General features: G+C 42.8%; 22 protein-coding genes. 4 read left to right on the top strand and 18 right to left on the bottom strand.

Features of this window, described 5'->3' with window-relative positions; genetic code table 11:
- Positions 1–32: 32 nt before the first annotated feature.
- The 8 genes from ACZ5DR_RS13155 to nthA all read right to left on the bottom strand — a co-directional run bounded on the left by ACZ5DR_RS13155 (position 33) and on the right by nthA (position 7,309).
- Entirely contained in the window at positions 33–377 is a 345-nt protein-coding gene (locus ACZ5DR_RS13155; protein WP_377366930.1) for an EthD domain-containing protein, read from the bottom strand.
- A gap of 304 nt (positions 378–681) precedes the next feature.
- On the bottom strand, positions 682–2,697 hold the full coding sequence (locus ACZ5DR_RS13150) for an ABC transporter permease (protein ID WP_377366929.1): 2,016 nt from the start codon (positions 2,695–2,697) through the stop codon (positions 682–684).
- 8 nt (positions 2,698–2,705) lie between these two features.
- Positions 2,706–4,256 carry a sugar ABC transporter ATP-binding protein gene (locus tag ACZ5DR_RS13145; protein WP_377366927.1) on the bottom strand — a complete coding sequence of 517 codons (1,551 nt, stop codon included), beginning with the start codon at positions 4,254–4,256 and terminating at the stop codon, positions 2,706–2,708.
- 108 nt (positions 4,257–4,364) lie between these two features.
- Positions 4,365–5,537: a substrate-binding domain-containing protein gene (locus tag ACZ5DR_RS13140; protein ID WP_377366925.1), complete on the bottom strand. Its 1,173-nt coding sequence runs from the start codon at positions 5,535–5,537 to the stop codon at positions 4,365–4,367.
- A gap of 40 nt (positions 5,538–5,577) precedes the next feature.
- The gene (locus tag ACZ5DR_RS13135; RefSeq protein WP_377366923.1) at positions 5,578–6,036 is read right to left on the bottom strand and encodes a nitrile hydratase accessory protein; all 459 of its coding nucleotides are present in this window, start codon (positions 6,034–6,036) and stop codon (positions 5,578–5,580) included.
- Positions 6,033–6,383, bottom strand: a complete 351-nt coding sequence (locus tag ACZ5DR_RS13130; protein WP_377366921.1) for an SH3-like domain-containing protein — start codon at positions 6,381–6,383, stop codon at positions 6,033–6,035. Before ACZ5DR_RS13130 ends, ACZ5DR_RS13135 begins: the two co-directional genes overlap by 4 nt.
- The gene (locus tag ACZ5DR_RS13125) at positions 6,383–6,703 is read right to left on the bottom strand and encodes a hypothetical protein (protein ID WP_377366919.1); all 321 of its coding nucleotides are present in this window, start codon (positions 6,701–6,703) and stop codon (positions 6,383–6,385) included. The genes ACZ5DR_RS13130 and ACZ5DR_RS13125 overlap by 1 nt, the downstream gene beginning before the upstream one ends.
- 9 nt (positions 6,704–6,712) lie before the next feature.
- A complete protein-coding gene (nthA, locus tag ACZ5DR_RS13120; protein WP_377366917.1) occupies positions 6,713–7,309 on the bottom strand; it encodes a nitrile hydratase subunit alpha in 597 nt (198 codons plus the stop codon).
- Between the two features lie 186 nt (positions 7,310–7,495).
- Here nthA and ACZ5DR_RS13115 point away from each other — a divergent pair, with 186 nt between their 5' ends.
- From ACZ5DR_RS13115 to ACZ5DR_RS13100, 4 genes are all read left to right on the top strand, one after another.
- On the top strand, positions 7,496–9,025 hold the full coding sequence (locus ACZ5DR_RS13115) for an amidase (protein ID WP_377366915.1): 1,530 nt from the start codon (positions 7,496–7,498) through the stop codon (positions 9,023–9,025).
- The gene (locus tag ACZ5DR_RS13110) at positions 9,025–10,242 is read left to right on the top strand and encodes an MFS transporter (protein ID WP_377366914.1); all 1,218 of its coding nucleotides are present in this window, start codon (positions 9,025–9,027) and stop codon (positions 10,240–10,242) included. The genes ACZ5DR_RS13115 and ACZ5DR_RS13110 overlap by 1 nt, the downstream gene beginning before the upstream one ends.
- A 50-nt stretch (positions 10,243–10,292) precedes the next feature.
- Entirely contained in the window at positions 10,293–11,018 is a 726-nt protein-coding gene (locus tag ACZ5DR_RS13105; RefSeq protein ID WP_377366912.1) for a response regulator transcription factor, read from the top strand.
- Between the two features lie 127 nt (positions 11,019–11,145).
- Entirely contained in the window at positions 11,146–11,817 is a 672-nt protein-coding gene (locus tag ACZ5DR_RS13100; protein WP_377366910.1) for an energy-coupling factor ABC transporter permease, read from the top strand.
- 257 nt (positions 11,818–12,074) lie between these two features.
- Here ACZ5DR_RS13100 and ACZ5DR_RS13095 read toward each other — a convergent pair.
- From ACZ5DR_RS13095 to ACZ5DR_RS13050, 10 genes are all read right to left on the bottom strand, one after another.
- Positions 12,075–13,222, bottom strand: a protein-coding gene (locus ACZ5DR_RS13095) for an IS3 family transposase (RefSeq protein WP_377366908.1) whose coding sequence is annotated in 2 segments (ribosomal slippage) — positions 12,075–12,985 and positions 12,985–13,222 — 1,149 coding nt in all. Because the reading frame shifts where the segments join, the coding sequence is not laid out codon by codon here.
- 108 nt (positions 13,223–13,330) lie between these two features.
- Positions 13,331–14,002, bottom strand: coding sequence for a GntR family transcriptional regulator (locus ACZ5DR_RS13090; RefSeq protein WP_377366906.1), 672 nt, complete (start codon positions 14,000–14,002; stop codon positions 13,331–13,333).
- Between the two features lie 29 nt (positions 14,003–14,031).
- On the bottom strand, positions 14,032–14,697 hold the full coding sequence (locus tag ACZ5DR_RS13085; RefSeq protein ID WP_377366904.1) for an amino acid ABC transporter permease: 666 nt from the start codon (positions 14,695–14,697) through the stop codon (positions 14,032–14,034).
- Between the two features lie 11 nt (positions 14,698–14,708).
- Positions 14,709–15,371 (bottom strand): amino acid ABC transporter permease, encoded by a 663-nt coding sequence (locus ACZ5DR_RS13080; RefSeq protein WP_377366902.1) that lies wholly within the window; start codon positions 15,369–15,371, stop codon positions 14,709–14,711.
- A gap of 33 nt (positions 15,372–15,404) precedes the next feature.
- Positions 15,405–16,220, bottom strand: a complete 816-nt coding sequence (locus ACZ5DR_RS13075) for a transporter substrate-binding domain-containing protein (RefSeq protein ID WP_377366900.1) — start codon at positions 16,218–16,220, stop codon at positions 15,405–15,407.
- Positions 16,221–16,239: 19 nt separating this feature from the next.
- A complete protein-coding gene (locus tag ACZ5DR_RS13070; protein WP_377366899.1) occupies positions 16,240–17,154 on the bottom strand; it encodes an aminotransferase class IV in 915 nt (304 codons plus the stop codon).
- Positions 17,155–17,173: 19 nt separating this feature from the next.
- Entirely contained in the window at positions 17,174–17,962 is a 789-nt protein-coding gene (locus ACZ5DR_RS13065; protein WP_377366897.1) for an amino acid ABC transporter ATP-binding protein, read from the bottom strand.
- A gap of 674 nt (positions 17,963–18,636) precedes the next feature.
- A complete protein-coding gene (locus ACZ5DR_RS13060; protein WP_377366895.1) occupies positions 18,637–19,857 on the bottom strand; it encodes a methyl-accepting chemotaxis protein in 1,221 nt (406 codons plus the stop codon).
- 51 nt (positions 19,858–19,908) lie between these two features.
- A complete protein-coding gene (locus tag ACZ5DR_RS13055; RefSeq protein WP_377366893.1) occupies positions 19,909–21,909 on the bottom strand; it encodes a methylmalonyl-CoA mutase family protein in 2,001 nt (666 codons plus the stop codon).
- Positions 21,909–22,754, bottom strand: coding sequence for a Pnap_2097 family protein (locus ACZ5DR_RS13050; RefSeq protein WP_377366891.1), 846 nt, complete (start codon positions 22,752–22,754; stop codon positions 21,909–21,911). Before ACZ5DR_RS13050 ends, ACZ5DR_RS13055 begins: the two co-directional genes overlap by 1 nt.
- Between the last annotated feature and the right edge of the window lie 7 nt (positions 22,755–22,761).

Raw genomic sequence — 22,761 nt, 5'->3', positions numbered from 1 at the left:
CAGGTTTTGATTTAGGGAATTAAAAATGAGAGTTATTTTGGAAACACAGTTCGGTGTGTTAGCGGCAACATCTGCATGGAATCAAAATCGATGAAATTCTGACTGTCGATTTTCACCTCCTCCATTTCCCAGCACACTTTGGCTGCCTCAGCAGATTCAAAAGTGTAGATTGAGATCGCATCGTAAGCAGGCCCCTCTTCTGGAACATAAATGTCCCCAAGATTTGTCTCGCGGATAGGATAATGATCATAGGAAATCAGCCCTCTATCCTTCATCAAAGCCACCATGCACGGACCGTGTTGGTTTTTGTAATAGTCCAAGAAGCCCTCAAGTGACATGCCTGGCACACGACGAAAAATATAAGCTGCGATATACATAAGATGTTCCTCTGATTTATTCAGTCTTTTTGTGACTTTGTAAATCCATAGTAAGGAACGAAAGATGAAACCCGCTTGGCAAAATAAGCCAACCTATTGGATATTTAGGACAAAGGGTAAAATTAATCAGAACAACTTTGAGTAAGTAAGGGCAGGAATAAACGAAACGAACAATTTAGGAATGATCAACCAAGAGCCACGGAGACTTCACTCTCCGTGGCTCTTATCAATTAACAAAGACGTTAATACACCTATTCATTTGCAGATGCTTAAGGACTCGCTTTTCAAGTAAAACTTGTTGTGCTTATTTTTCTCTTAAGGTCACAACAGCCATTAACACAGCCAAACCCAACATGATATCACGTACTGCGGTAGGTAATGGCGTACCACTTAGTAGGATCTGTAATGCTGTGAGTGCTAAGGCCCCACCAAACATACCCAAGTAATGACCCCGACCACCACTGATCAAAGTACCACCAATCGCAACAGCAGCAACTGTTGGTAACAAATAACTGTCACCTAAGGATAAACTTGCACGCCCTAAGAAACCTGTTAACAACATGCCTGCAATGGCGGCACAAACGCCGGATACAACGTAGGCCTTAATTGTGACTTTGCTAACATTGACCCCAGAAAGGAACGCCGCTTCAGCATTGCTACCAACCGATATCAATCGACGTCCAAACGCTGTACAGGTCGTAAACAACACGCCAAATACAACAAAGACAAAGATTAAAAGTGATAGTGGTGCCATGCCTAAAATAGAGCCGTTTATCAGCCATATTAAAGCCGGCGATGCAGTCCCTGACGGAGTCCCTCCAGAAACAAACATCGTGAAGCTCTGTAGTAAACCACCAATCGCCAAGGTTGCAACAATCGGAGATAAGCCAACAACTGACACCATTACGCCATTAATTAAGCCAATAAAAGCGCCAAGCAATAACACGACGGGTAACGCAATCAGTAAGTTCGCATCACTACCTTGCATAATCATGGCACCGACTACACCACAAGCCGATACAACCCAACCCACTGATAAGTCAAAACCGCCGCTCATAACGACCACACCTTGCCCCAAAACGAGAACAGATAAAAAGGCTCCCAGTAATAACAGACGGTCTATGTAGCGCAGTGTTTCTAGATCCTCGCCGTAATACATCATTGCAATTGCAGAAATGACCACAACGCCAACCCAAGCAGGAATCATGTATTTACGATCACTCTTTGGTAACCATGCACTGATTGGAGGAAGGTTAAACTGGCTTGCACGTTTTTTCGCGACGTGGCTTGAGCGCAAAGAGAATTGCTGAATGGAAAGTAGCATTCTTTGTAACCCTCCATTTGCTGACTCTCCGCGTGGGCGATTGATGATGACAGCCAATAGCAAGATCAGTGCTTCAATCCCTGCACTTAAGTAATTGGGGGCACCGAAAGCTAACAGTAGATTTACCATTGCAATCACTGTTAATGCACCCATCACTGAACCCAACGCAGAGCCTCGGCCACCTCCTAATAACGTGCCACCTAGCATGACTGCCGTTAAGCTCGAAACAAGAAGAGGTGTTCCAATAGTGGGATCAGCTGCGCCAGATAAAGAGGCAGCCATCACACCAGCTGCACCATAGAAGCCGCCACCGATTATATAACTTGCCCACACTCCCCGCTTGACGTTTAAACCCGCTAATTTGGCAGACTGTCCATCGCTACCAGCCGCATAAATACTGGTACCTAATGACGTATTCCTAATAACCCACCATATAACTAACGCAACCACTAAAACCGTCAAAGGTCCTGGTAACACATCGTAAATGGTGTCATCCAATAACATCACTATGAGCTCATCTGGCACCATACCGCCAGGCTGAGGAAGTACGAGGTATGTAACCCCCTGTAGAGTGAACATAGTCGCTAGAGTTACGATAATCGGTTGCAAACCGACGACGGAAACAAAAAAACCATTGATCATGCCGGCCAGCATACCAATGACCACACCTATCACAATTAGACTTTCGACAGGTAAGCCCAGCTCAGCAAAATAGATCACCATGACGGCTTGTGAGAAAGCAACCACTGCCCCGACTGATAAATCCAATCCACCACCAATCACAATGACTGTTTGGCCGATTGCAGCAAGGGCTAATGGCGCTACGGAAGCTAGAAGCATGCTGATAGTAAAATAACTCGGCGCTCGACCATTTACGAGGGCTGTAACCACCATCAAGCTGAAGAAAAAGACCATACTAAGCAGAAGGCCTTGGTTCGCTTTGATCGAGGTTGACCAATCACGACCGGAATTCGAAGTACTAGTGAGTGTCGTCATAAGCTTACCTATATCGCTTCTTTGGTTTGTTCAAAGTATTCTGCTTCTGGGGCAGCATGGGCCTGACCTAACGCCAACTCCATAATGCGTTCCTCATTGATGTCTTCGCGGGATAAGGTTTCGATAATTTCACCGTCATAAAACACCATTGCACGATCTGACAGCTGTACAACCTCTTCGATTTCGGTTGAGTACAGCAATACTGATCCTCCATCAGCAACAAATTGACGGATCCATTTATAAATTTCGGATTTAGTACCAATATCTACACCCCGAGTTGGGTCGTACATCAATAAGATTTTACTGCCCGCGACAATCCAGCGTGCCATAATCATCTTCTGCTGATTACCACCACTGAATGCGGTGGGAGGTTGATATAAACCACGCTCAGCCACTTCGGTTTTGACGAGGGAGTCAGCCACTTCATTCGTCTCGATCTCATTGTTTACCAGACCAAATTGTGTGTACTGATCAATCACAGGAAGGCTGATGTTGTGACGCCCACTTAAAGATAGAAATAAACCTTCGGTTTTACGCTCTTCCGGAATAAATCCAATATCTCGCCCTGGAACAATAGCGTCCGCAGGTGACGTCAGTAGGGTCTTTTCACCATTGATATAGAAGTCGCCAGATGCAATCACTTCTGCACCAAAGCAGGCTTTGAATAGCTCTAGCTGGCCCATGCCCTGGAGACCTGCAACACCAAGCACTTCGCCTCGTTTTAATTCAAACGAAGCATTTCTAAGACGTTTTCCAACTTGTATTGAGTCGCCTTTTAATGCGGATGGCAGTGCAGTGTTTGTTGTATTCACTATGTTTGGAAAAGTGGCACTTAAGCTACGTCCAATAATGAGCTTCACAATTTCTTCATCAGAGACATCAGAAACAGCCCCTTCATGTACGGCTTTACCATTTCTTAAAACAGTCAAGCGATCACAATATTCACGCACTTCTAGCATGCGGTGCGATATGAAAATGATGGTACATCCTTGCGACTTAAGTCGCGCAATAATGCTACCTAACCATTCCATGTCCTTACCACTCAATGACGAGGTAGGCTCGTCGAGTAGCAAAATCTTAGGTGATCTTGATACCGCCCTGGCAATCTCAATCTTTTGTCTGAGTGCAAGGTCAAGCTCTCCTACACGAGCTTGCAAATCAATACCTTGTAGATCGAGGTCATCGAGGATTTTTTGTGCTTGAGCTTTGGAGGCTTTTCGATCCACAAGCCCCAAGCGATTTGTTGGTTCATAAGGAATCAGAAGGTTTTGGGTGACCGTTAAGTCTGGGACTTGGGTCATCTCTTGGAAAGCCGTTTGAATACCGAGGTCGTGAGCTTGTTTTGGTGAAGATAAAACCACTTCTTGGTTATTGACCATAAGCTGACCAACATCAGGGCTCAATAAACCACTTAGCATTTTAACCGTTGTAGATTTGCCTGCACCGTTTTCACCTAGCAAAGCGTGAACAGTACCAGCATGTATCTTCGTAGAAACGCTTTCTAAGGCTACCGTTGCACCAAACGCTTTACGAATATTGATCATCTCAATAGCGTTCATAAGGAGTATCTCATTTCAGAATTGTCATATAAGGGGCGATAACATCTCGCCACCTTATATGAGAAAGACGGGACAGCCTTACAGGAAGGCTGCTTTTACATTACTCAATTAATATTCAGGCGTACCGTTCAACGCAGCTTGTAAACCAAGTTGAGGCGTGTCTTCACTGTAGATCGCTACTGAGAATTCAGTATTAGGAATCATGCTTGGCTTGAATACATTACAACCGGTTTCATGCATTTCTTGCCAAGATCCCGTTTCACATAGCTTAGTATCTTTGTATGTAACAACTGGTACATCCATGATGATGTCATGGGGCAACTCTTTACCTTCTAACAACGCATCGATACCGTACATAAGTGCTTGAGCCCCCATAACAGGCCCTACTTCAAACGTTTGACCTTTGATACCCATTGGACGGAATGCACCCTCAGTTTCACCAACGTCTGTATTTGGATCCATTAAGGCTACACGTTCACTGATTTCTGCCGACCCTGCACATGGGATTTTCTCAGCATCAGGAATGCCCGCAGAATCTTGCAATTGGTAGAATGGGTAACAACCTAATTGTGCGGTTGCGATGTCAATATCGCTCCACTTTTTAACGGCCATCACCTTACTCAACTCACCCAAAACAACTGGGTCGCTCCACATACCGTTCACTTCGGCAACCACGTTTACGTTAGGATATTTGTCATAGACTTTTTTCGCTGCGACAACTCGATCATCGTTTGCCGCCACACCAGGCGCACCATTGATCATAAGGATATTGCCGCTTTCATTGATCGCTTTCACCGCCCATTCTGCCTGGTTGGTAGCTAATACCTTGTTATCAGCATGGACATTAGTTGCACATCTTTCACTTACCGTTGAGTCCCAAGCAATAACAGAAATACCTTGACGACAGGCGTTACGAATGGAGCGATTTAAGGCCGTTGGTGAAGAAGGATACATGACGATTAAATCCGCTCCAGCTTCGACCATACCGTTAATTTGTTGGGCTTGGCGTTGAGCATCACCGTTATTCACTACCTGAAACTCAATGTCTACTTTGTCGCTGTAGTCAGAGCTTTTAGTTAGTGCTTCCATCATATTTTTGTTTTGCTCCATCCAGGTATTACCGTAGAAACCGAAGCTCACAAACACTTTCAACTTTTCGGTGTCCGCTGCATAGCTCGGCGCTGATACCGCTACCGCTGAGCTAACTAATGCAATTGGCGCAACCACTTTTTTCAGTTTTTTTAGGGACGACAAAGCCCCCATCGCATTTTTCGATGTCATTTTGAGTTCCTTTTAGTTGGTTTTTTGTGAGCTTTAAACTCTATTTTTTGGCTGGGCTAACACTAATTGGCTTAGGTTTAACTCCATGAGAATGATGATGGTGGTGATGCGGATTAGGCATATCCGGCAACCCTTTTTGAAATTTAATTGGCTGACCATGCTCGGTAACGATATATGATCGACGCCAATCTTCTTTGTATAACGCACGTGTTTGCTCGGACGTTATCCCCTTGCTATCAAGCAAACTTTCTAAAGCAGACAGCCATTGCCGGTAATACGCTTGCTGCGGTGTTTCATCACAATGTTGTGGTCGATCAGCAATATGCTTGGCAAACATCTCTACCCACTCCGTCCACGCAAACAGCCCTGACTTACTAAGCAAAACCGTAACCGCGAAAGATTGTGCCTGCCAAGGTTCTTCAAACGTCACATCAGCCGCATCATTGACGTCAATCTTGCTCAGTTTATTTAACAGTGAAGAATTCTCTGATTGGCTCATTTGGCTGCCTCTAAATAGCTCTCATACATATCAATGAAAAGAACATTGTTGGGTTCGCCACCGTCACCCCACAATTCATTATTTTCAAATCGCACACTGTATAACGCTTGCGGACATTCACCCTTACCGTGAGCACGTGAATCAGCGAAGATGTAAATACCGTAGTATTTCACAATGACCCCTTCACAACCTCTAAGGTACGAAGGCACTCGTGTGTGATCTGTTTTAACGGTTCGTGTCACTTTGACACGATCACCTTCTTTAAAACGAACCGGCAAAGTCGTTTCATGATGAGGATGTTGGCTGCCCATAATCATGTCGATCACGTCTTTTGCATTGATTGGCATTATTTGTCCTCCCCCAGTTCTTTTAACTCTGCTACACGCTGTGTCAGCTCTTCTTGCGTTAAAATACCCTTGCTTAAAAGCAACTGTTCAGTTGCATATAGCCAGTGTTCGTAATAAGGAGATTCTAAATAATGGACAGGGTCCATTTTTTCCATTTCATGACGACATTCGTCGGGGTACATCATCCCTTCTAACTGCACCAGCATATGAATGGCAAAGGTTCTACGTTCCCAATCTTCTTTAAATGGGGGCTCTTTGCCGTGATCATTTTGAACAGGGCCGTAACATTGCATACCACCAAAATCGTGTGCGCTATTCACAGTAACCTCCTATTTTGATGGCTTCTCAGCTAAGCCAGTACCAATCATGGAATTACGAGTCACCCATTCCACTAACTCTTGCTCAGATAAACCTTTTGATTCTTCAGGTTGCTCAGGTAGTACCATGAAGCGGATTTCTGCGTTGCTATCCCATACACGAACTTCTTTCTCGGCAGGAATCTCTAAATCAAACTCTTTCAGTACAGCACGTGGCTCTAGCACAACGCGACTACGGTACGCAGCGGTTTTATACCAAGTCGGTGGAAGCCCTAAAACTGGCCATGGGTAACAAGAGCAAAGCGTACAAACAATAACGTTGTGTACTTCTGAGGTATTTTCCAACACCACCATTTCTTCACCTTGTACTCCGGTAAAGCCAAGCTCAGCAATCGCTTTACTGCCATCTTCTAACAATCGAGCTTTATAAGCCTCATCGGTCCAAGCTTTTGCTACCACTTGTGCACCATTTCTAGGGCCAAGTTTGTTTTCATAAAGCTCGATCATGGCGTCTACTGCGCTGGTGTCAATCAGGTTCTTTTCTTCTAATAAAGTTTCAATAGCTTTAATTCGTAACATCAAATCTGAAGGAGGCGCTGTACCTGACATCTTAAGTTCCTTTATTGCAATCGTATAAATTCGCTTTTTATTTACATTGAAACAATGCGTTTCAACTCAGTGATTTCATAATGGATGATTCTTAAACATCTCACCATCAACATTTATGACGATATGAAGCCAAAATACTTATCTATCTAATGTGTGGAACACTCACACATGATGTATAGGTTGAATATGTCTAAAAAAGTACGTCCACCATCCACTGCAGAAATTCAGAGCATGGGAGAACAATTTGGAATGCATTTAACACCCAGTGAAGCGGCAATGTATTCTGAGTTTATTGCACCCATCGTAAAAGATTACGATCGTATTGATGAATTAAACGATCCAATTCCACTGGTAAAATATCCTCGCACTCCTGGTTATGAACCAACAAAAGAAGAGAATCCTCTCAATGCGTGGTATTGGAAAACTCACATCGAAGGGGCTGACGAAGGTCTTCTGAAAGGCGTAGAAGTCGCGATCAAAGATAATATCTGTGTTGCTGGCGTTCCTATGATGAATGGTACGCGAGTGTTAGAAGGCTTTATGCCTAATGTCGACGCGACCGTTGTTACGCGCATCCTAGATGCCGGCGGCATCATTGCAGGAAAAGCTGCTTGTGAAGCACTCTGTACCTCTAGCCAGAGCTACACATGCGAAACTGGCCCCATTTTGAACCCTGTTAACAACGCCTACTCAGCTGGCGGCTCTTCTGGTGGTAATGCTGCGCTCGTTGGCTCAGGTGTGGTAACCATGTCAGTGGGTGGTGACCAAGGCGGATCCGTACGTACTCCTGCGGCTTGGTGTGGTATTTATGGTTTAAAACCAACTTGGGGATTAGTCCCAACGACTGGGGCTATGCCGATTACCTACTCCATGGATCACCTAGGTCCCATGTGCGATACCCCTGAAAATGTTGCCAAACTTCTGACCGTTATTGCGGGACCTGATGAAAATGACCCCAGAACGGTCAGCTCAAAACCTCAAGATTATCTTGCTGCACTTAACAAAGACGTTAAAGGGCTTACTATCGGTATTCTTAAGGAAGGATTTGGTCACCACAATAGTGATCCAGAAGTGGATGCAACCGTAAAACAAGCGGCAGAACATTTCGCGGCATTGGGAGCTAAGGTGATTGAAGTGAGTGAGCCAATGCATTTAGACGGCTGTGCTATTCACACGGGTATCGTTATGGAAGGCGCTGCTCAGCTTATTTTCCATGGCAGTGGTCAAGGTGATAACTGGAATGGTCTTTACACCACCAGTTTAGTTCAAGCCTTTAGTAGTCGCTGGCGTGCACGCCCAGATGAACTTCCGTACACCACGACATCTATGTTGTTCCTTGGCGATTACATGCATAAGAAATATCAGGGCCGATACCATGCTAAGGCTCAGAACCTCAGAATGAAGTTAAAGCAAAAATACGATGAGCTGCTAGAAAAAGTCGATTTGTTAATCATGCCAACGAATCCACATACTGCGGATAAATTACCGGCACCCGGAACCCCAGAATCAGAACTGATTGATGCGTCCAATATGCTGCAAAACACCATGCCATTTGATGTATCAGGACACCCTGCTTTCAGCATTCCTTGTGGAGTGGTGAAAGATATGCCTGTTGGTATGATGCTAGTAGGACGTATGATGGACGATGCCACCCTCATCACCGCAGCGCAACAGTTCTATAAGACGTACGACTGGAAACAAGGTACTGCGCTGTAATGAAGAAAAACCGCTACAATACTTTATCGCCCTCCAATACTAGTTTACTAACCCGAATTGGAGCTTGCCTAGCCGTCTGTGCGGCGTTAATGAGTAGCGGTTTACCTTCTCCGTTATATACCCACTATCAATTATTATTCGATTTAAGCAGTTCAAGTATCAGCGCAATTTTCAGTGCCTACGCTGTTGGTGTACTTTCTGCACTATTGCTTAATATAAAAATTAGCCGTTATATTCGAAACAGAAAATACCTTTTACTATCAGGAAGCCTCATTCTGATCGTTAGTAATATCGTCTTAGCACTGGCGAGCAATGAAGCAGCTTTATATCTTGGACGCTACCTCTCTGGTATTGCAACAGGCACGCTTCTAGGTGCTGCGGCTGCGACACTGCTAGAACTTCATCCAAAAAAGAATCCACGTGCAACCGCTGTTCAATCGACCGTGGCATTCACACTCGGAAGCGCATTAGGCCCAGTTATCAGCGGTGTTTTCATACAGTATGACCTTAGCCCTCTTTTCTGGTCATATTGGGTCATCATTCTGGTCGCCTTGTGCTCAATCCCACTCTTCTTATTAACTGATCAATGGATAACACCACCAAAAGCGACTCAAAAATCAACTAGCCCTACATTGAAAACTCGTCCTTTCCATTTAAGCCCACTTTTTTTCATTTCAGGATTAACCTTGATTATTGGGTGGTCAGTGGGATCAGTCCTCATGGCCGTAGGTACCAAAATCGCGATAGAACAGGTTGGTATTTCAAGCGCATTATTGGCTGCTGCGTTATTAATGGGGTTTCAACTCAGTGCAGGCATAGGGCAACTCTTAAGTGGATACATTACACCAAAAATGAGCGTAACATCAGGCATCGCGCTTACTATTAGTGCACTTGCTCTAATAAACCTGTTTTCGATCTTTCACGCTGCCATTGGTTTTAGCTTGTCTGTTTTCATATGCGGTTTTGGGTATGGCATCTCATTTGTCGGGGCAACAGGACTTATTAATCAAAACTCTCCTAATAAAGAACTTGCAAACAATATTTCTCGCTACTATTTCATAGGCTATATCTTTGGCAATGCATTCCCTGCCATGCTGGTTGGCCTTTTAATGGACCAATTTGAAACATCCATTTCAATTGGTTTATTAAGCGTTTGGTTACTCTCTATAACCGCCATACTTTATTTCTTGATATACAAAAATGAAAAAGCGGCATAATAATTGCTCAGAACATTTATATTGGTAATTGTGTTTTGAGGTCTAAGATAATGTTTAGTGATATGACGATGAATGAAATAAAACTTTTTGCAGACATCGTAGCCAAACTTGAAAGTTATCAATGCAACGATGTTGAAGTTAGAGAATCTGTTTTAACGGATTTGGCGAAGCTGCTCCGCTGCGAGCATGCCTGCTCATACATTCTCGATCCTCAAAGCCAACATTTTATCAAAGGTATCAACGAGAACATTTCTGAAGATGCTCAAAAGATCTATACAGATCACTACCAATTTCATGACCCCATCACGTTCAAGATGAGAGCGTTAGGTTGCTCTACTGTCGAAGAAGTCATCGACTATAAAGATTATTATCGTACTGATTACTACAACGATGTGATGAAAAAAGACGGTTTAAAATACGGCATTAATCTGTATCTTTTTGATGAAGGTCGAGACATTGGTGATTTCCGTTTATGGCGCGGCAAAAATCAAGAAAATTTCGATAGTCGTGAAAAGGGACTTCTGAGAATCCTTGAACCTTACCTAAAACGTTCCATACTCAAGAACGAAAACAACATTCAACTAATCAACACTTTGACGTCACGGGAACGAGATGTCGTTGAGCTAATCGCTAAAGGGTTTACAGACAGAGAAATTGGCCAATATTTGAACATTGGCTTTAGCACCGTACGAACTCATCTGAACAAGTCCTTACAAAAACTCGGCTGTGCTAATCGCGCAGAGTTAGCGGTTCAATTCAATACCGCATTACATTAGATCCTCTACCCACAATATCATTAACGCCAAATCACGGCCAGTTATCAACAAAAATGCCGATGCTCATCTAGATAATTTCTTGTTCTAATCAAGACACCAACAGAATTATTATTTAGAGGTAGTTGTCATGCATATTGATCCGGAACTCATTACAGGCGCCAAAGTCGCATTAGGCTACGCAACAGGCAGTGCTTCATTGCTCGTTATTGCCAAACAGGCCCTTAGCCATCTTAAAAGTCCGACTAAGTCATTAGCTTTAGCGGCATCCAGCATAATCACCACAGCACTTGTTCTATTCTTCTTTCAGGTGCTACCACACCCCCCTGTAGGCCTTTCAGAAGTCCACTTTATTTTCGGATCGATGCTCTTTTTAGTATTTGGTATGACCGCAACAGGAATCGGCTTAGCGACCGGCTTATTGCTTCAAGGGTTGTTTTTCGCGCCTTTTGACCTTCCACAATACGGCATGAACATCACAACATTGCTAGTTCCATTAATGGCTATGAATATGATTTCCCAGAAAATTATCCCTCAAGGTACTTCCTATGTGGATTTAAGCTACGCTCAGGTATTGAAGCTTTCTAGTGTATTTCAAGCTGGGATCGTTGCTTGGGTCGCATTCTGGGCTTTTTATGGCCAAGGCTTTACTGCTGAAACTCTAATGAGCGTTTCTACTTTTGGCATTGTTTATTTAAGCGTCATTATTATTGAGCCTGTTATCGATTTGGCCGCCCTATATACTGTTAAAAATATTTTTAAGCACAAAAACCTTATAATTTTCAACTCTCGATTAGTTTAATAAACTAAAATAAAAGCCGAGATCCTTCTCGGCTTTTACTTATAAATCATTAGCGTCTTAAGGTAAAATCTCTAATATAAAGGAGAATCTAGCCCTATTAAATTTACCAATTCGTTTTAATCCTAATTTTGTAGAGGAAAACTAGAATATTTAAACACCTCAGTTGTATTTTTGATCTAAATTATCATTGGTTATTTTGGCTTCTCTAATACTTATCAAACACAAGAAAATAATTGCTATGGACTTCCCAGAGTTTGCTAGACAGTAGGAACTTCTAAAAAATACTTTTCTTCGAACTTAGCAGGTGACACGCCACCTGTATGCGAATGTCGTTTTATCGGATTGTAGAACATCTCAATAAAATTAAATATTTCACTTTTGGCTTCTTCCCTTGTTCTATAGATTTTTCGTTTTGTCACCCGTTTCTTGAACGTGGCGAAAAAGCTTTCTGCAACGGCGTTGTCGTGACAATTTCCTCGACGACTCATTGATGGTGCTAAATTATGAGCTTTCATAAAAGCAAGATAGTCAGAGCTCGCATATTGGCTCCCTTGATCGCTGTGAACCAGCACTTCACCTTTAGGTTTACGCTGCCAGATGGCCATTAGTAAAGCATTAATGACCAGATGACGATCCATCATTTTATCCATTGACCACCCAACAACACGTCGGGAAAATAAGTCGATAACAGTTGCGACGTATAAAAAACCTTCATGGGTCCTAACGTAGGTAATATCACTTACCCACGCTTTATTAGGGGCATCAGGGTTAAACTGACGCTTCAATATGTTGTCAGCAATCTTGCCTACTTTACCGCCTTGAATATGGCGACGTTTATAGCCAATCTGGGTCTTAATCTTGTTATTACGCATGATCTTGGCAACACGATGTACGCTACAGGATTCTCCCTCATCACGAAGATCTCGATGTATCCATGGACTTCCATAGGTGCCACCACTTGCAATGTGGCATTCTCGAATCTTCTCTAAAAGCCTTAGATCTTCAATAGCCCGATCAGACAGTGGCTTTTTTAACCAAGCATAATAACCGCTTCGATGAATTTTAAAGACGTGACACATCAATTGAACAGAGTGTTCTTTTTGGTGATCTCGAACAAAGGCGTACTTTACTCTGGGTTGTTGGCAAAGTACCTTGCGGCCTTTTTTAGAATGTCACGCTCCTCCGTGATTCGTCTCAGTTCAGACTTGAGCCGAGCATTCTCAGAGGCTAAATCAATGTCTTCGGATGGTTGAGGCTGTGGCTCTACATACTTTTTGATCCAAGCGTATAAACTATGGGTGGTTGTATCGAGCCGTTGAGCCACTTCAGCAACAGAATAACCACGCTCTGTCACTTGTTTAACCGCTTCTCTTTTAAATTCTTCAGGGTAACGTTTGGACTTCATAAAACACCTCTTATTTAACTAGATTTTAACGTTAATAGGTGTCTAGTAAAGTCTGGGAAGTCCAGTAGAGGCAATCAAATCGTTGCCCCAACCATGAAATAACTTTTCCTAACTTTGTTCTTGACGCTGAATGGAGGATGCCACCGTAGGCATACCTTTTGTGACGTGTGATGTGATCTCATGCAACATATCTGAAAGGCTTTCACCCTTGGCAAATTCAATGTACTTGTCATGACCGGATAAAGCAGGGCCTTTTCTATTATGAATTTTCTGGTGTAATGCCCAATATATTTGCAACCTTCCAGCTAACGTTTTCCAAGAGGATAAAAGTAATTCATTATCTGCAAACTCGTATACGGTTGAATGAAAGGATAGTTCCGCTTCAAGTGAACGAGGCTTATCCTCTGCCAAAATGGCTTCTTTTAGGTAATTACAGCGCTGATCTAACTCGTTAAAAAATTGATCAGTTCGCTTTTCCCAGATCAACTCGAAAGCCAAACGCTCCAGCCCTATTCTCATTTGGTACAGGTCTAACAAACGCTTGGGGGTTAGCTTTCGAATGGAGTAGCCTTCAAATGGGCTTGCTTCAATAAACCCTTCTTGTACTAATGCAGAGATAGCTTCTCGAACAGGGGCACGACTGGTTCCAAACTGACTAGCTAAACGCGACTCTACAAGCTTAGAACCAGGCAATAATTCACCACGTAAGATTGCATCACGCAGAGCTTTTTGAACTGTGTGTCTGATCGTCGTACGGGGGGTTAAGTTTTCAAACTGCATATAATATCCTTTTATTATTAGAACCCCAGTTAGTCGTATTTAGCGTAACGTTTTTCTAAGCGAGCTGAGCACCAGCTACCAGGAAAGATTGCGATAAAGTAAACAATCGCGACAACAGTAAAAATCTCAAGTGGTCTAAAGTAAGCAGCACTTAACAAACGACCTTGGTACATAATTTCTTCCACCGCAATCACAGAACAAAGTGACGTCATCTTTGCCAGCTCGATGCCTCGGTTGGTAAAGGCAGGCAACATACGTTTGATAACTTGCGGCAGAATAATGCGTCGAAACACCTGACTGGAACGCATACCAATCGAAGCACCGCCTTCAAATTGGCCTTTGGGAATAGACAAGATGCCACTTCTAAACACTTCAGTACAATACGCCGATGTATTCAACGCCAAGCCCAATAGCGCTGCTTCAAACCCGCCCAACTGCTGACCGGTTAAGATGGGCAGAGCATAGTAAAACCAAATCACCTGAATCAATACAGGCGTATTACGAAAGACCTCAACATAACAAATAGCCAATAGGTTCAACATTTTATTTTTTGAAGATCTTGCAATCCCTAATAGGCTTCCAATAATCATGCCAATAGCAAAACAGATCACCCACAGTTCAAAGGCAACCACCACACCTTTTAGAATCACTGGAATGCTGCTACTGACAACACTCATATCCCATTGAAAACTCATTGTCTACTCCCCTAATTCGCCGTAATTTTATACTCGACCCACTTCATACACATGCTCATTACTAATAGAAAAAAGAAGAACATCAGAGCGATCGTGGAATACACCTCAAGTGGGCGATAAGTAATTGCGTTGACCTGCATAGCTTGGTAAAGCAACTCGCCAAATGCCAAGGTGGATGCAAGTGTTGTGGTTTTCGTTAACTCAAAGGTACGTTCCATGAATGGCCCCGCCATACGTTTAAACGCTTGTGGCAGAATAATACGTCGCATGATGGTTTTAGACGTTAAACCAATAGAACGTCCACCTTCCCACTGCCCACGCTCGATGGATTTAATACCACCACGGAAGACTTCTGCGTAAAACGCACCCGACTGAGTGGAGAGTGCGAGGGCTGCCGCCCAAAAAGGTGACAGAGAAATCCCCGCCACGATTGGTAATGCATAAAAAAACCAGAAAAAGTGTACTAAGGGCGGCGTATTTCGAAAAAACTCTACAAAACACGTCGCAGGTAATGACATACCACGATGAGTAGACAAACGTGCTGTAGCTAACAACGCTCCCACAATCACCCCAAAGAAAATGGATACTACAGCTAGCTGCAATGTCCCTAATGCCCCTTCAAAAAGCATATCGCTATGCTGCCATACCGCAGCAAAATCCCATTCAAAACCCATACGTACACCTTTACTGATTTTGGCTATCAGGCCTTACTTCATGACACCTGGAATCTCTTTAGGATTCAGACCTTTGGTTTTCAAATATTCTTCGAAGACTGCTGTCACGGTTCCGTCTTCCATCATTTTAATGAATTCAGAGTTCACATACTCACGGAACGCCGTATCTTCTTTGCGAATACCACCACTTGTTGGATTGCTAATCTCAGGTTTCGGAATCACAAGATTCCCCATTCTAATTTTTGATTTTGCAATCACCAATGCTGGGTGAAAGAACGCAAGCCCATCGATTCGACCTGAAATAAACGCCGCAATGGTTTCATCCGTATTGGCATAACGTTCAATATTGGCTTCAGGTAGACGTTGCGTCAGGTCACGGTCAACGGAACTACCCATTGCCGTACCAATGCGGTATTCCGACGAGTTCAAGTCTTGCCAGTTTTCAATTTTTAGGTCTTCACGAAGCAGGATACCTTGCTTGTAGTACAGCAACGGTGCTTCCGGGAAAGAGATCGCCTTTTTACGCTCTTCGGTCGCATCCAGTACCAATACAAGATCTGCTTGCTTAGACTGAATCGCCGCTGGCGCGTTACCGTAAGTGGTTTCAGATGGCTGTACCGTTGCACCTAAATCTTCCGCAATCTTCACACCTAAGCGGTAACCCACACCGTCCCATTTACCTGTAATTGGATCTTTGAAGTACCAGGGTTCGCCCTGTACAACACCCAATTTCATCACTTTAGTTGATTTAATTCTCTCTAAAGTCGATAGGTCCTCGGCAAAACTGACGCTTGCGCAGATCACGGATAAACTAATTAACGTAAAGCACTTTTTGAAAACATTTTTCATACTTGCGTTCCTTTTTTAATTAATAGCTGTTTAGGTACTCTTCATACAACTGAGTAAGTTTTTCGATCATTTCACTGTTATTACGGTTAGTAATGGTATGACCATCAATATTGCTGACCGGTGTAATGCCGCCCAATGTGCCCGTCAAAAACGCTTGATCAGCGGAATACGCTTCAGCAAGGGTGTAGTTTTTCTCACGGACCGTAATGCCTGCTTTACGAGCCAACTCCATCACTGTTTTATGGGTGATACCGTTAAAGTTGTAATGCCCCGTAGACGTCCAAAGTTCATCACCACGAACGATGAAGAAGTTAGTTGAGTTACAGCTCGCCACAAAACCATTTGGGTCGAGCATCAATGCTTCATCTGCACCGGCATTAATGGCTTGGATCAAGGCCTGGATTAAATTTAAACGGCTGTGTGAATTCAGACGTAAGTCAAAGACATCTGGGCCACTGCAACGGAACGTTGAGGTGAACAGCTTACGTCCCCCGATTTTTGATTCGGGCGTGATCGTCTTGTATTCCGCCACCACAACGATGCAAGCTTTTGAAATCGTAAAACGTGGATCTTGGTTCGGCGTTTCTTTACGGCCACGCGTGACCATCAAGCGAATATGCACACCATCATGCATGTCATTCTCAGCGAGGGTTTTTTTAATAATCTCGATCATTTCGTCTCGAGACACGCCCAAATCTAATGAAATTGCTTCGGCACCTTGAAATAAACGGGTCATATGTTGGTCCAGCGCCACTAATGAGCCATTTACAAGACGCATGCCTTCCCAAACACCATCCCCTAACACAAAGCCACTATCAAAAATGGACACCTTGGCGTCATCGCGTGATTTAAATTCGCCATCTACATAAATTTTTACATCCGCGTTGCGTGGATCGCCTTCATACGCTTGGGCACTACGTTGTGTATTGTTCATCTTTATTTATCCAATCAAATTAAAAACTGAAAGCCGAGAATTGTTCGATAAATTCTTGCGTGCGTTTCTTCTGTGGGTTTTTAAGCACCTCATCAGGGGTGCCTACTTCGTGAAATTTGCCGTCGGCAAAAAAGAGAACGCGATTGGCAAAGTGGTAAGCAAAACCTAATTCATGCGTCACTAGCAGCATAGTGCGACCTTCGTCTGCCAAGTCACGAATAACGTTTAACACTTCACCTACTAGTTCAGGGTCCAGTGAAGAAGTGGGCTCATCAAATAAAAGAATTTCAGGGTCCATCGCCAAAGAACGTGCAATAGCAACACGTTGTTGTTGACCACCTGAAAGATGTGAAGGAAAGGCACCCAATTTCTGCCCCAGGCCGACTCGCTCAAGTTCTTTAGTCGCTCGTTCATTAGCGGCCTTCTTGGAAAACCCTTTTACTTGTACAAGTCCCTCAGCCACGTTCTGAAGCACGGTCATGTGAGGAAAAAGATTGAACTGTTGAAAAACCATGCCGACATCTTTTCGAACAGAGCACAATTCTTTTTCGCTTTGTTTATATACTTGAGGACCCGATGTGTTTTTGGATGCCAACGTACCGATGGTGTTTCCTTTCAATAAAATTTCACCACTGGTCGGCGTTTCCATAAAATTAAGGCAACGTAGCATTGTACTTTTACCCGAGCCACTTCCACCAATAATTGCAATACGATCTCCTTTATTTACTGTCAGATCTATATCAACCAGAACATGGTTCGTCCCAAAAATTTTATTGAGTTTTTTAGTCTCTAAAACAACTTCACTCATGACAGCACCTGAAATAATGATGAAAAAACGAAGATTGACGACTGTCGACAATCTGTATGCAATCTATATTCGTACGTATGGACAGGGTATGTCAAAAGATTATCTATAAACATAAGAAATTGATTTAAAAGAAAAAATTTATGTACTCTTATGAGGCAGTATCATTCATCTGAGCACTAATACAATGCAAAACCTCTAATTTGGTAGGAATATCTAAGTAAAAACGATCAAGATTTGGATAATATGGTTCAAAATTAGTGCGATTTTATAAATACAATTTTTATGTTTTAAGGAATGAGGTAACTGAATTTAAATATATTTATTTCGCATATAAAAATTATTTTTTATATCGAAATCAAATAAAAAGAGCATTTCACAGATCTCATACAATTTTTACTTTTGATGATGTGAAATTTTTTCATTGAAAAGAGTTTTGCCAATAAGAAAATGCTTTTCTATTGGCATGATAAGGAGTCAAAACCACGCGATGTAGTCTGCAAAGTGACAAAGTTTACCTACTACATCGCATGCTTTTTAAAACTTTTGCTGTAGGTGGTTTAGGAAGGATCGGATATTGCCGTCAATGTGAACGGTATTTTCCTTTAGGGAACATGCGATTACATGAGATTAAGTCGGCCAGATTGTCTCATGTTGCCAACTTAATCGCATGTTCCTTAAAACTTCTGCTGTAATTGATCCAAAAAAGATCTAACATTGCCATCAATGAAGAAAGTATTATCTTTTAATTGATTTACTAACCGCTGAACTTGGGCTGTTTCTTTATTTGCTTGCATATTTGCTTCACTCATTGTCCGTGAGATCTTCTTAGCATTAGCCGCATCCATTAAGAGCTGAGAAAGCTGATGATTCATATTTTGACTAATTTCGGCCTGCAGCTCTGTTTCAGTAGCCACATCTTTTGCAATAGCATCCACTTCATTCACCACATCATTTGTCATTTTCAATGTTTGAACAGTGTTATGCATTGACGATCGAACTAGATCAATTTGTGTCACAATACCTTCTGTCGCTTTAGCAGTTTGGCCAGCTAGATTTTTTACTTCCGTAGCCACCACCGCAAAGCCCCGACCCGCTTCGCCTGCTCTTGCTGCTTCAATAGCTGCATTTAGAGCTAATAAATTGGTTTGATCCGCAATAGATTTAATTAATTCAACGACTTCGCCAATATTTTCAGCGGCTAGAACCATTTGCTTCATTATCTCATCTGATTTACGAGTTTCAGCGGAAGCAGTTTGTGCAATAGATTTAGCGTGTGTTACTCGCTCTTGAACTCGCGTTGAAATATTCACCATATTGTTAATTGAGTTAGATAATTTGTTTGCAGACTCTGCAGATTGTTCAGCAAGCGACATACTTTCAGTCGATACCTGCGTTGCCGTAGCAGACTTATCAACTAAACCAAAAGTACTAGTCTCTAGCCCGTTGGAAATATCTTTCATCACAACTAAAGCCTTTCCCACTTCAGACTCAAATGATTGAGTAAAGGCTTCCATTAGCTCTTTGTTTTCCAACACGCTTATGGTGTACAGCGTTTTACCAACATTAGCTAAGGTAACAATTGCAGACGTCGTGAACGTAGAGCCATTAGCGCATTGATACGTTAAACCTCCTCGCCAATATTTATATTGGCCTAATAGCTTTTTTCCTTCGAGCATCATTTCATCACGAGATCGATTTCCAGGTTGATTCTCGGATAAAATATCGTAAAGAGGTCGACCTTTTAATTCTTTTGCATGCTTATAGCCTAACTTTTCAACCATCGCACGATTAATAAATAACAACCCTTTCTTTTTACCACCACCTCCTAAACAGTTAATAAAAGCAGGGACTGATAATTCCGAGATGACTTTTTGAGCAATATTGGCTACCCACATATGCATTCTCCTTTGTTAATGGTGTTTTTTTAGCATATATGCTGGTTGAGATTACTTAGCTTCTACTAATTCAATGATTCTATTAACCACCAAACCGATCTCACTATGCCGAGTAAAAATGCCTTCGATTCCTATTTTTTCTAGTGACTCAAAATCATGGTCTGGTATTACACCGCCAACAATTAATGCCGTTTTAACAGGATCAATGCAAGAAAAGACGGCCTTAGAAAAATCAAGGTGTGCTCCCGCCAAACTTGAAATCCCAACCACATCAAAATGATGATTCTGAATCATCGATTGAACCTCTGAAAACGGTGTTAACACGGGTAAATAGGTCACATCCAAACCCACCGCTTTTAAGGTGGCAACCACTTGCTTTGCACCGCGATCATGGCCGTCTAAGCCGACTTTGGTAAACAATACTTTTAGTGCTCTACCATTTTTATTCATGAACTGTTGGTATCGTGATCTCACAGTTTTAAGGTCCTCTGAGTCCAACAACTCATTAGAAATTTTTTGCTGCGGAAAAAATCGAGGATGGATTTGACATAAAGCTTCGGTGACCTCCCCAACTGTCGCACGATGCTTTATCGCCGCGACCACATAGGGCATAAGATTTTGGCCACTTAGGGCTTTTTCCTTTAGTTTTTCTAAAGATTGATTGACCAAACGATTGTTTCTAACAAGCTTCAATTTATTGATTGATAAGCGTTGAGATTCCAGTGCTTTTTCGGAATGAATCACTCGCGGAGAAACCTGAGGTTTGTCTTGTTGATCTGAAATGCTGGTCACAAATGGTTTGGATAGTTGAGCTTGCTGCATAGCCTGCTGATGAATAAAGAAGGCAATGTCTCCTTGCTCAACTTTTGCTAACACACCCTCTCCTGACTCTAAAGATATTAACGTGCTGTTCACATAGTCGATCATTTCTGACGTTAAAGTTTCCATCATGTAGGAACCACCCCATGGGTCAACAACGTCAATCAATCCTGTTTCCTGTTGTAAGATTTGTTGCGTCCCTAAGGCAAGGCTGGCGGCAAAATCAGAAGGCAATGCAATCGCCTCGTCGAAGCTATTTGTATGAAGTGACTGCGTCCCCCCCATCACCGCAGCCATGGCTTCAACCGTTGTGCGAGTCAAATTGTCGTAAGGTGATTCGGCATTCAAGGATACGCCCGAGGTTTGGCAATGCATCTTCATGCGTAGGGCTTGCTCATCAGTCACACCTAGCTCGACAAGAAGATCGTGCCACAATTTTCGGGCAGCACGTAATTTTGCTATTTCTTTGAAAAACGCCATGCCCGATGCAAAAAAGAAGCTTAAGCGACGTGCAATAGTGTTTAGGTCTAAGCCTCGTTTTTGACACGCTAATAGATAAACTTTGGCATGAGCCAACGTCAGTGCTAGTTCAAGTTCAGGTGTCGCGCCCCCCTCTTGAAAGTGATAGCCTGAAATCGACATGGTATTAAAGTTTGGTAATTTCTTTTGGCTGAACTCAACTACATCTATGCTCATCTCAAGCGAAGGTTTAGGTGCATGAATAAACGTATTTCGAACGGCAAATTCTTTCAAAATATCATTTTGGATCGTGCCACGTAATGAGCTAGACGCATAACCAGCTTCCTCCGCTGCAACGATGTAACACGCTAAAATCGGCATGATAGCGCCATTCATCGTCATCGAAACACTGACTGAAGACAGATCAATTCCATCAAATAAGCGCTTCATATCCTCAACTGAGTCAATGGCCACCCCAGTTTTCCCGACGTCGTATTGTGCCCTTTCATCGGTAGAATCCAATCCAAGGTGTGTAGGTAGATCAAATGCGACTGATAGGCCTGTTTGTCCGTTTTCTAATTGCTTCTTAAAAAATTCATTGGTGGCATCCGCTGAGCTGAATCCGGCATATTGCCTCATTGTCCAAGGTTTTTGTTGGTACATGGTTCGATAGGGACCACGAACAAATGGGGCTTGGCCAGCTTCACTGCTTTGCCACGATTTAGCCAAATTTGGCAGGCTTTTGTAGATTCCTTTTGCGCGTACAGAAGACACTAGACTGCCTCCGACAAAGCTTGTTGACGCCACAAAATACCATCATGTACTACGAACTCTTTTTCCGTGTGTATATCCCCTATTACTTGTCCGTCTGAGCTTCGAAACATGCGTAAATGAGTCGTCATAAAACTGTCGCTGATCTCTCGCGCTACACACTGCACACACACGACATCGTCGATATTGACGTTACCGTAGTAATAAATAGAACGCTTAATCGTGCTCAACAATTTGGTTGCGGGAGTAAAGTAACGCTCTGCCCGATCAGCAATGCTTTGAAACGCTGCAAAGTACAGAAAGTCAGCGCCATTAAAGTCCGTGTAGGGGCAAGGTAAATAGCGATACTCTCCAAGACTGGAGTGACTGAGCGATCTTTGAGTTTTGTGTTCCGATAAAAGAACCTGAGCCTGTAGATCCTTTGATACTGCCAAACCTTTCATATCTGCTCGTACAACACTCTGATTGTTGCCGGCCATCTCTCGATAAACAAATGTAGAAATCATCTCGACACGAGCAATCACTAGGTTACCTTTCATCACCAAATGGCGAGACATGCTGCGCGTTGAGGAGATACGAATGAGCGAAGTGATGATGTCGATTTCATCATTTTCATTTACTTGATTAAGTTTGCCATTTTCAATGTTCAAACAAACAAATGCGGCATACACTTTACGTCCATGTTCGTCTTTAAATTCAGGCTTTACACACCCCAGAGCGCTCGCCAACGCCAGCCAATGTTCATGTCCGCATTCCTTTAGTAACCATTGCTCACTCAAGCCCACTGCTGACAATTGAGGCATTCCAATTAAGTAGTGAGACACCTGTTTTATATTCACTTCATTCATAAAAAAA

This window comes from Marinomonas vaga, assembly GCF_055388305.1.
The sequence above is the reverse complement of the archived record's forward strand: the minus strand, read 5'-3'. Positions and strand labels throughout refer to the sequence as shown.

Excerpts from the sequence above, each read along its gene's own strand:
- ACZ5DR_RS13155 (WP_377366930.1), bottom strand. The coding sequence starts at position 377 with ATGTATATCGCAGCTTATATTTTTCGTCGTGTGCCAGGCATGTCACTT.
- ACZ5DR_RS13150 (WP_377366929.1), bottom strand. The coding sequence starts at position 2,697 with ATGACGACACTCACTAGTACTTCGAATTCCGGTCGTGATTGGTCAACC.
- ACZ5DR_RS13145 (WP_377366927.1), bottom strand. The coding sequence starts at position 4,256 with ATGAACGCTATTGAGATGATCAATATTCGTAAAGCGTTTGGTGCAACG.
- ACZ5DR_RS13140 (WP_377366925.1), bottom strand. The coding sequence starts at position 5,537 with ATGACATCGAAAAATGCGATGGGGGCTTTGTCGTCCCTAAAAAAACTG.
- ACZ5DR_RS13135 (WP_377366923.1), bottom strand. The coding sequence starts at position 6,036 with ATGAGCCAATCAGAGAATTCTTCACTGTTAAATAAACTGAGCAAGATT.
- ACZ5DR_RS13130 (WP_377366921.1), bottom strand. The coding sequence starts at position 6,383 with ATGCCAATCAATGCAAAAGACGTGATCGACATGATTATGGGCAGCCAA.
- nthA (WP_377366917.1), bottom strand. The coding sequence starts at position 7,309 with ATGTCAGGTACAGCGCCTCCTTCAGATTTGATGTTACGAATTAAAGCT.
- ACZ5DR_RS13115 (WP_377366915.1), top strand. The coding sequence starts at position 7,496 with ATGTCTAAAAAAGTACGTCCACCATCCACTGCAGAAATTCAGAGCATG.
- ACZ5DR_RS13110 (WP_377366914.1), top strand. The coding sequence starts at position 9,025 with ATGAAGAAAAACCGCTACAATACTTTATCGCCCTCCAATACTAGTTTA.
- ACZ5DR_RS13105 (WP_377366912.1), top strand. The coding sequence starts at position 10,293 with ATGTTTAGTGATATGACGATGAATGAAATAAAACTTTTTGCAGACATC.
- ACZ5DR_RS13100 (WP_377366910.1), top strand. The coding sequence starts at position 11,146 with ATGCATATTGATCCGGAACTCATTACAGGCGCCAAAGTCGCATTAGGC.
- ACZ5DR_RS13090 (WP_377366906.1), bottom strand. The coding sequence starts at position 14,002 with ATGCAGTTTGAAAACTTAACCCCCCGTACGACGATCAGACACACAGTT.
- ACZ5DR_RS13085 (WP_377366904.1), bottom strand. The coding sequence starts at position 14,697 with ATGAGTTTTCAATGGGATATGAGTGTTGTCAGTAGCAGCATTCCAGTG.
- ACZ5DR_RS13080 (WP_377366902.1), bottom strand. The coding sequence starts at position 15,371 with ATGGGTTTTGAATGGGATTTTGCTGCGGTATGGCAGCATAGCGATATG.
- ACZ5DR_RS13075 (WP_377366900.1), bottom strand. The coding sequence starts at position 16,220 with ATGAAAAATGTTTTCAAAAAGTGCTTTACGTTAATTAGTTTATCCGTG.
- ACZ5DR_RS13070 (WP_377366899.1), bottom strand. The coding sequence starts at position 17,154 with ATGAACAATACACAACGTAGTGCCCAAGCGTATGAAGGCGATCCACGC.
- ACZ5DR_RS13065 (WP_377366897.1), bottom strand. The coding sequence starts at position 17,962 with ATGAGTGAAGTTGTTTTAGAGACTAAAAAACTCAATAAAATTTTTGGG.
- ACZ5DR_RS13060 (WP_377366895.1), bottom strand. The coding sequence starts at position 19,857 with ATGTGGGTAGCCAATATTGCTCAAAAAGTCATCTCGGAATTATCAGTC.
- ACZ5DR_RS13050 (WP_377366891.1), bottom strand. The coding sequence starts at position 22,754 with ATGAATGAAGTGAATATAAAACAGGTGTCTCACTACTTAATTGGAATG.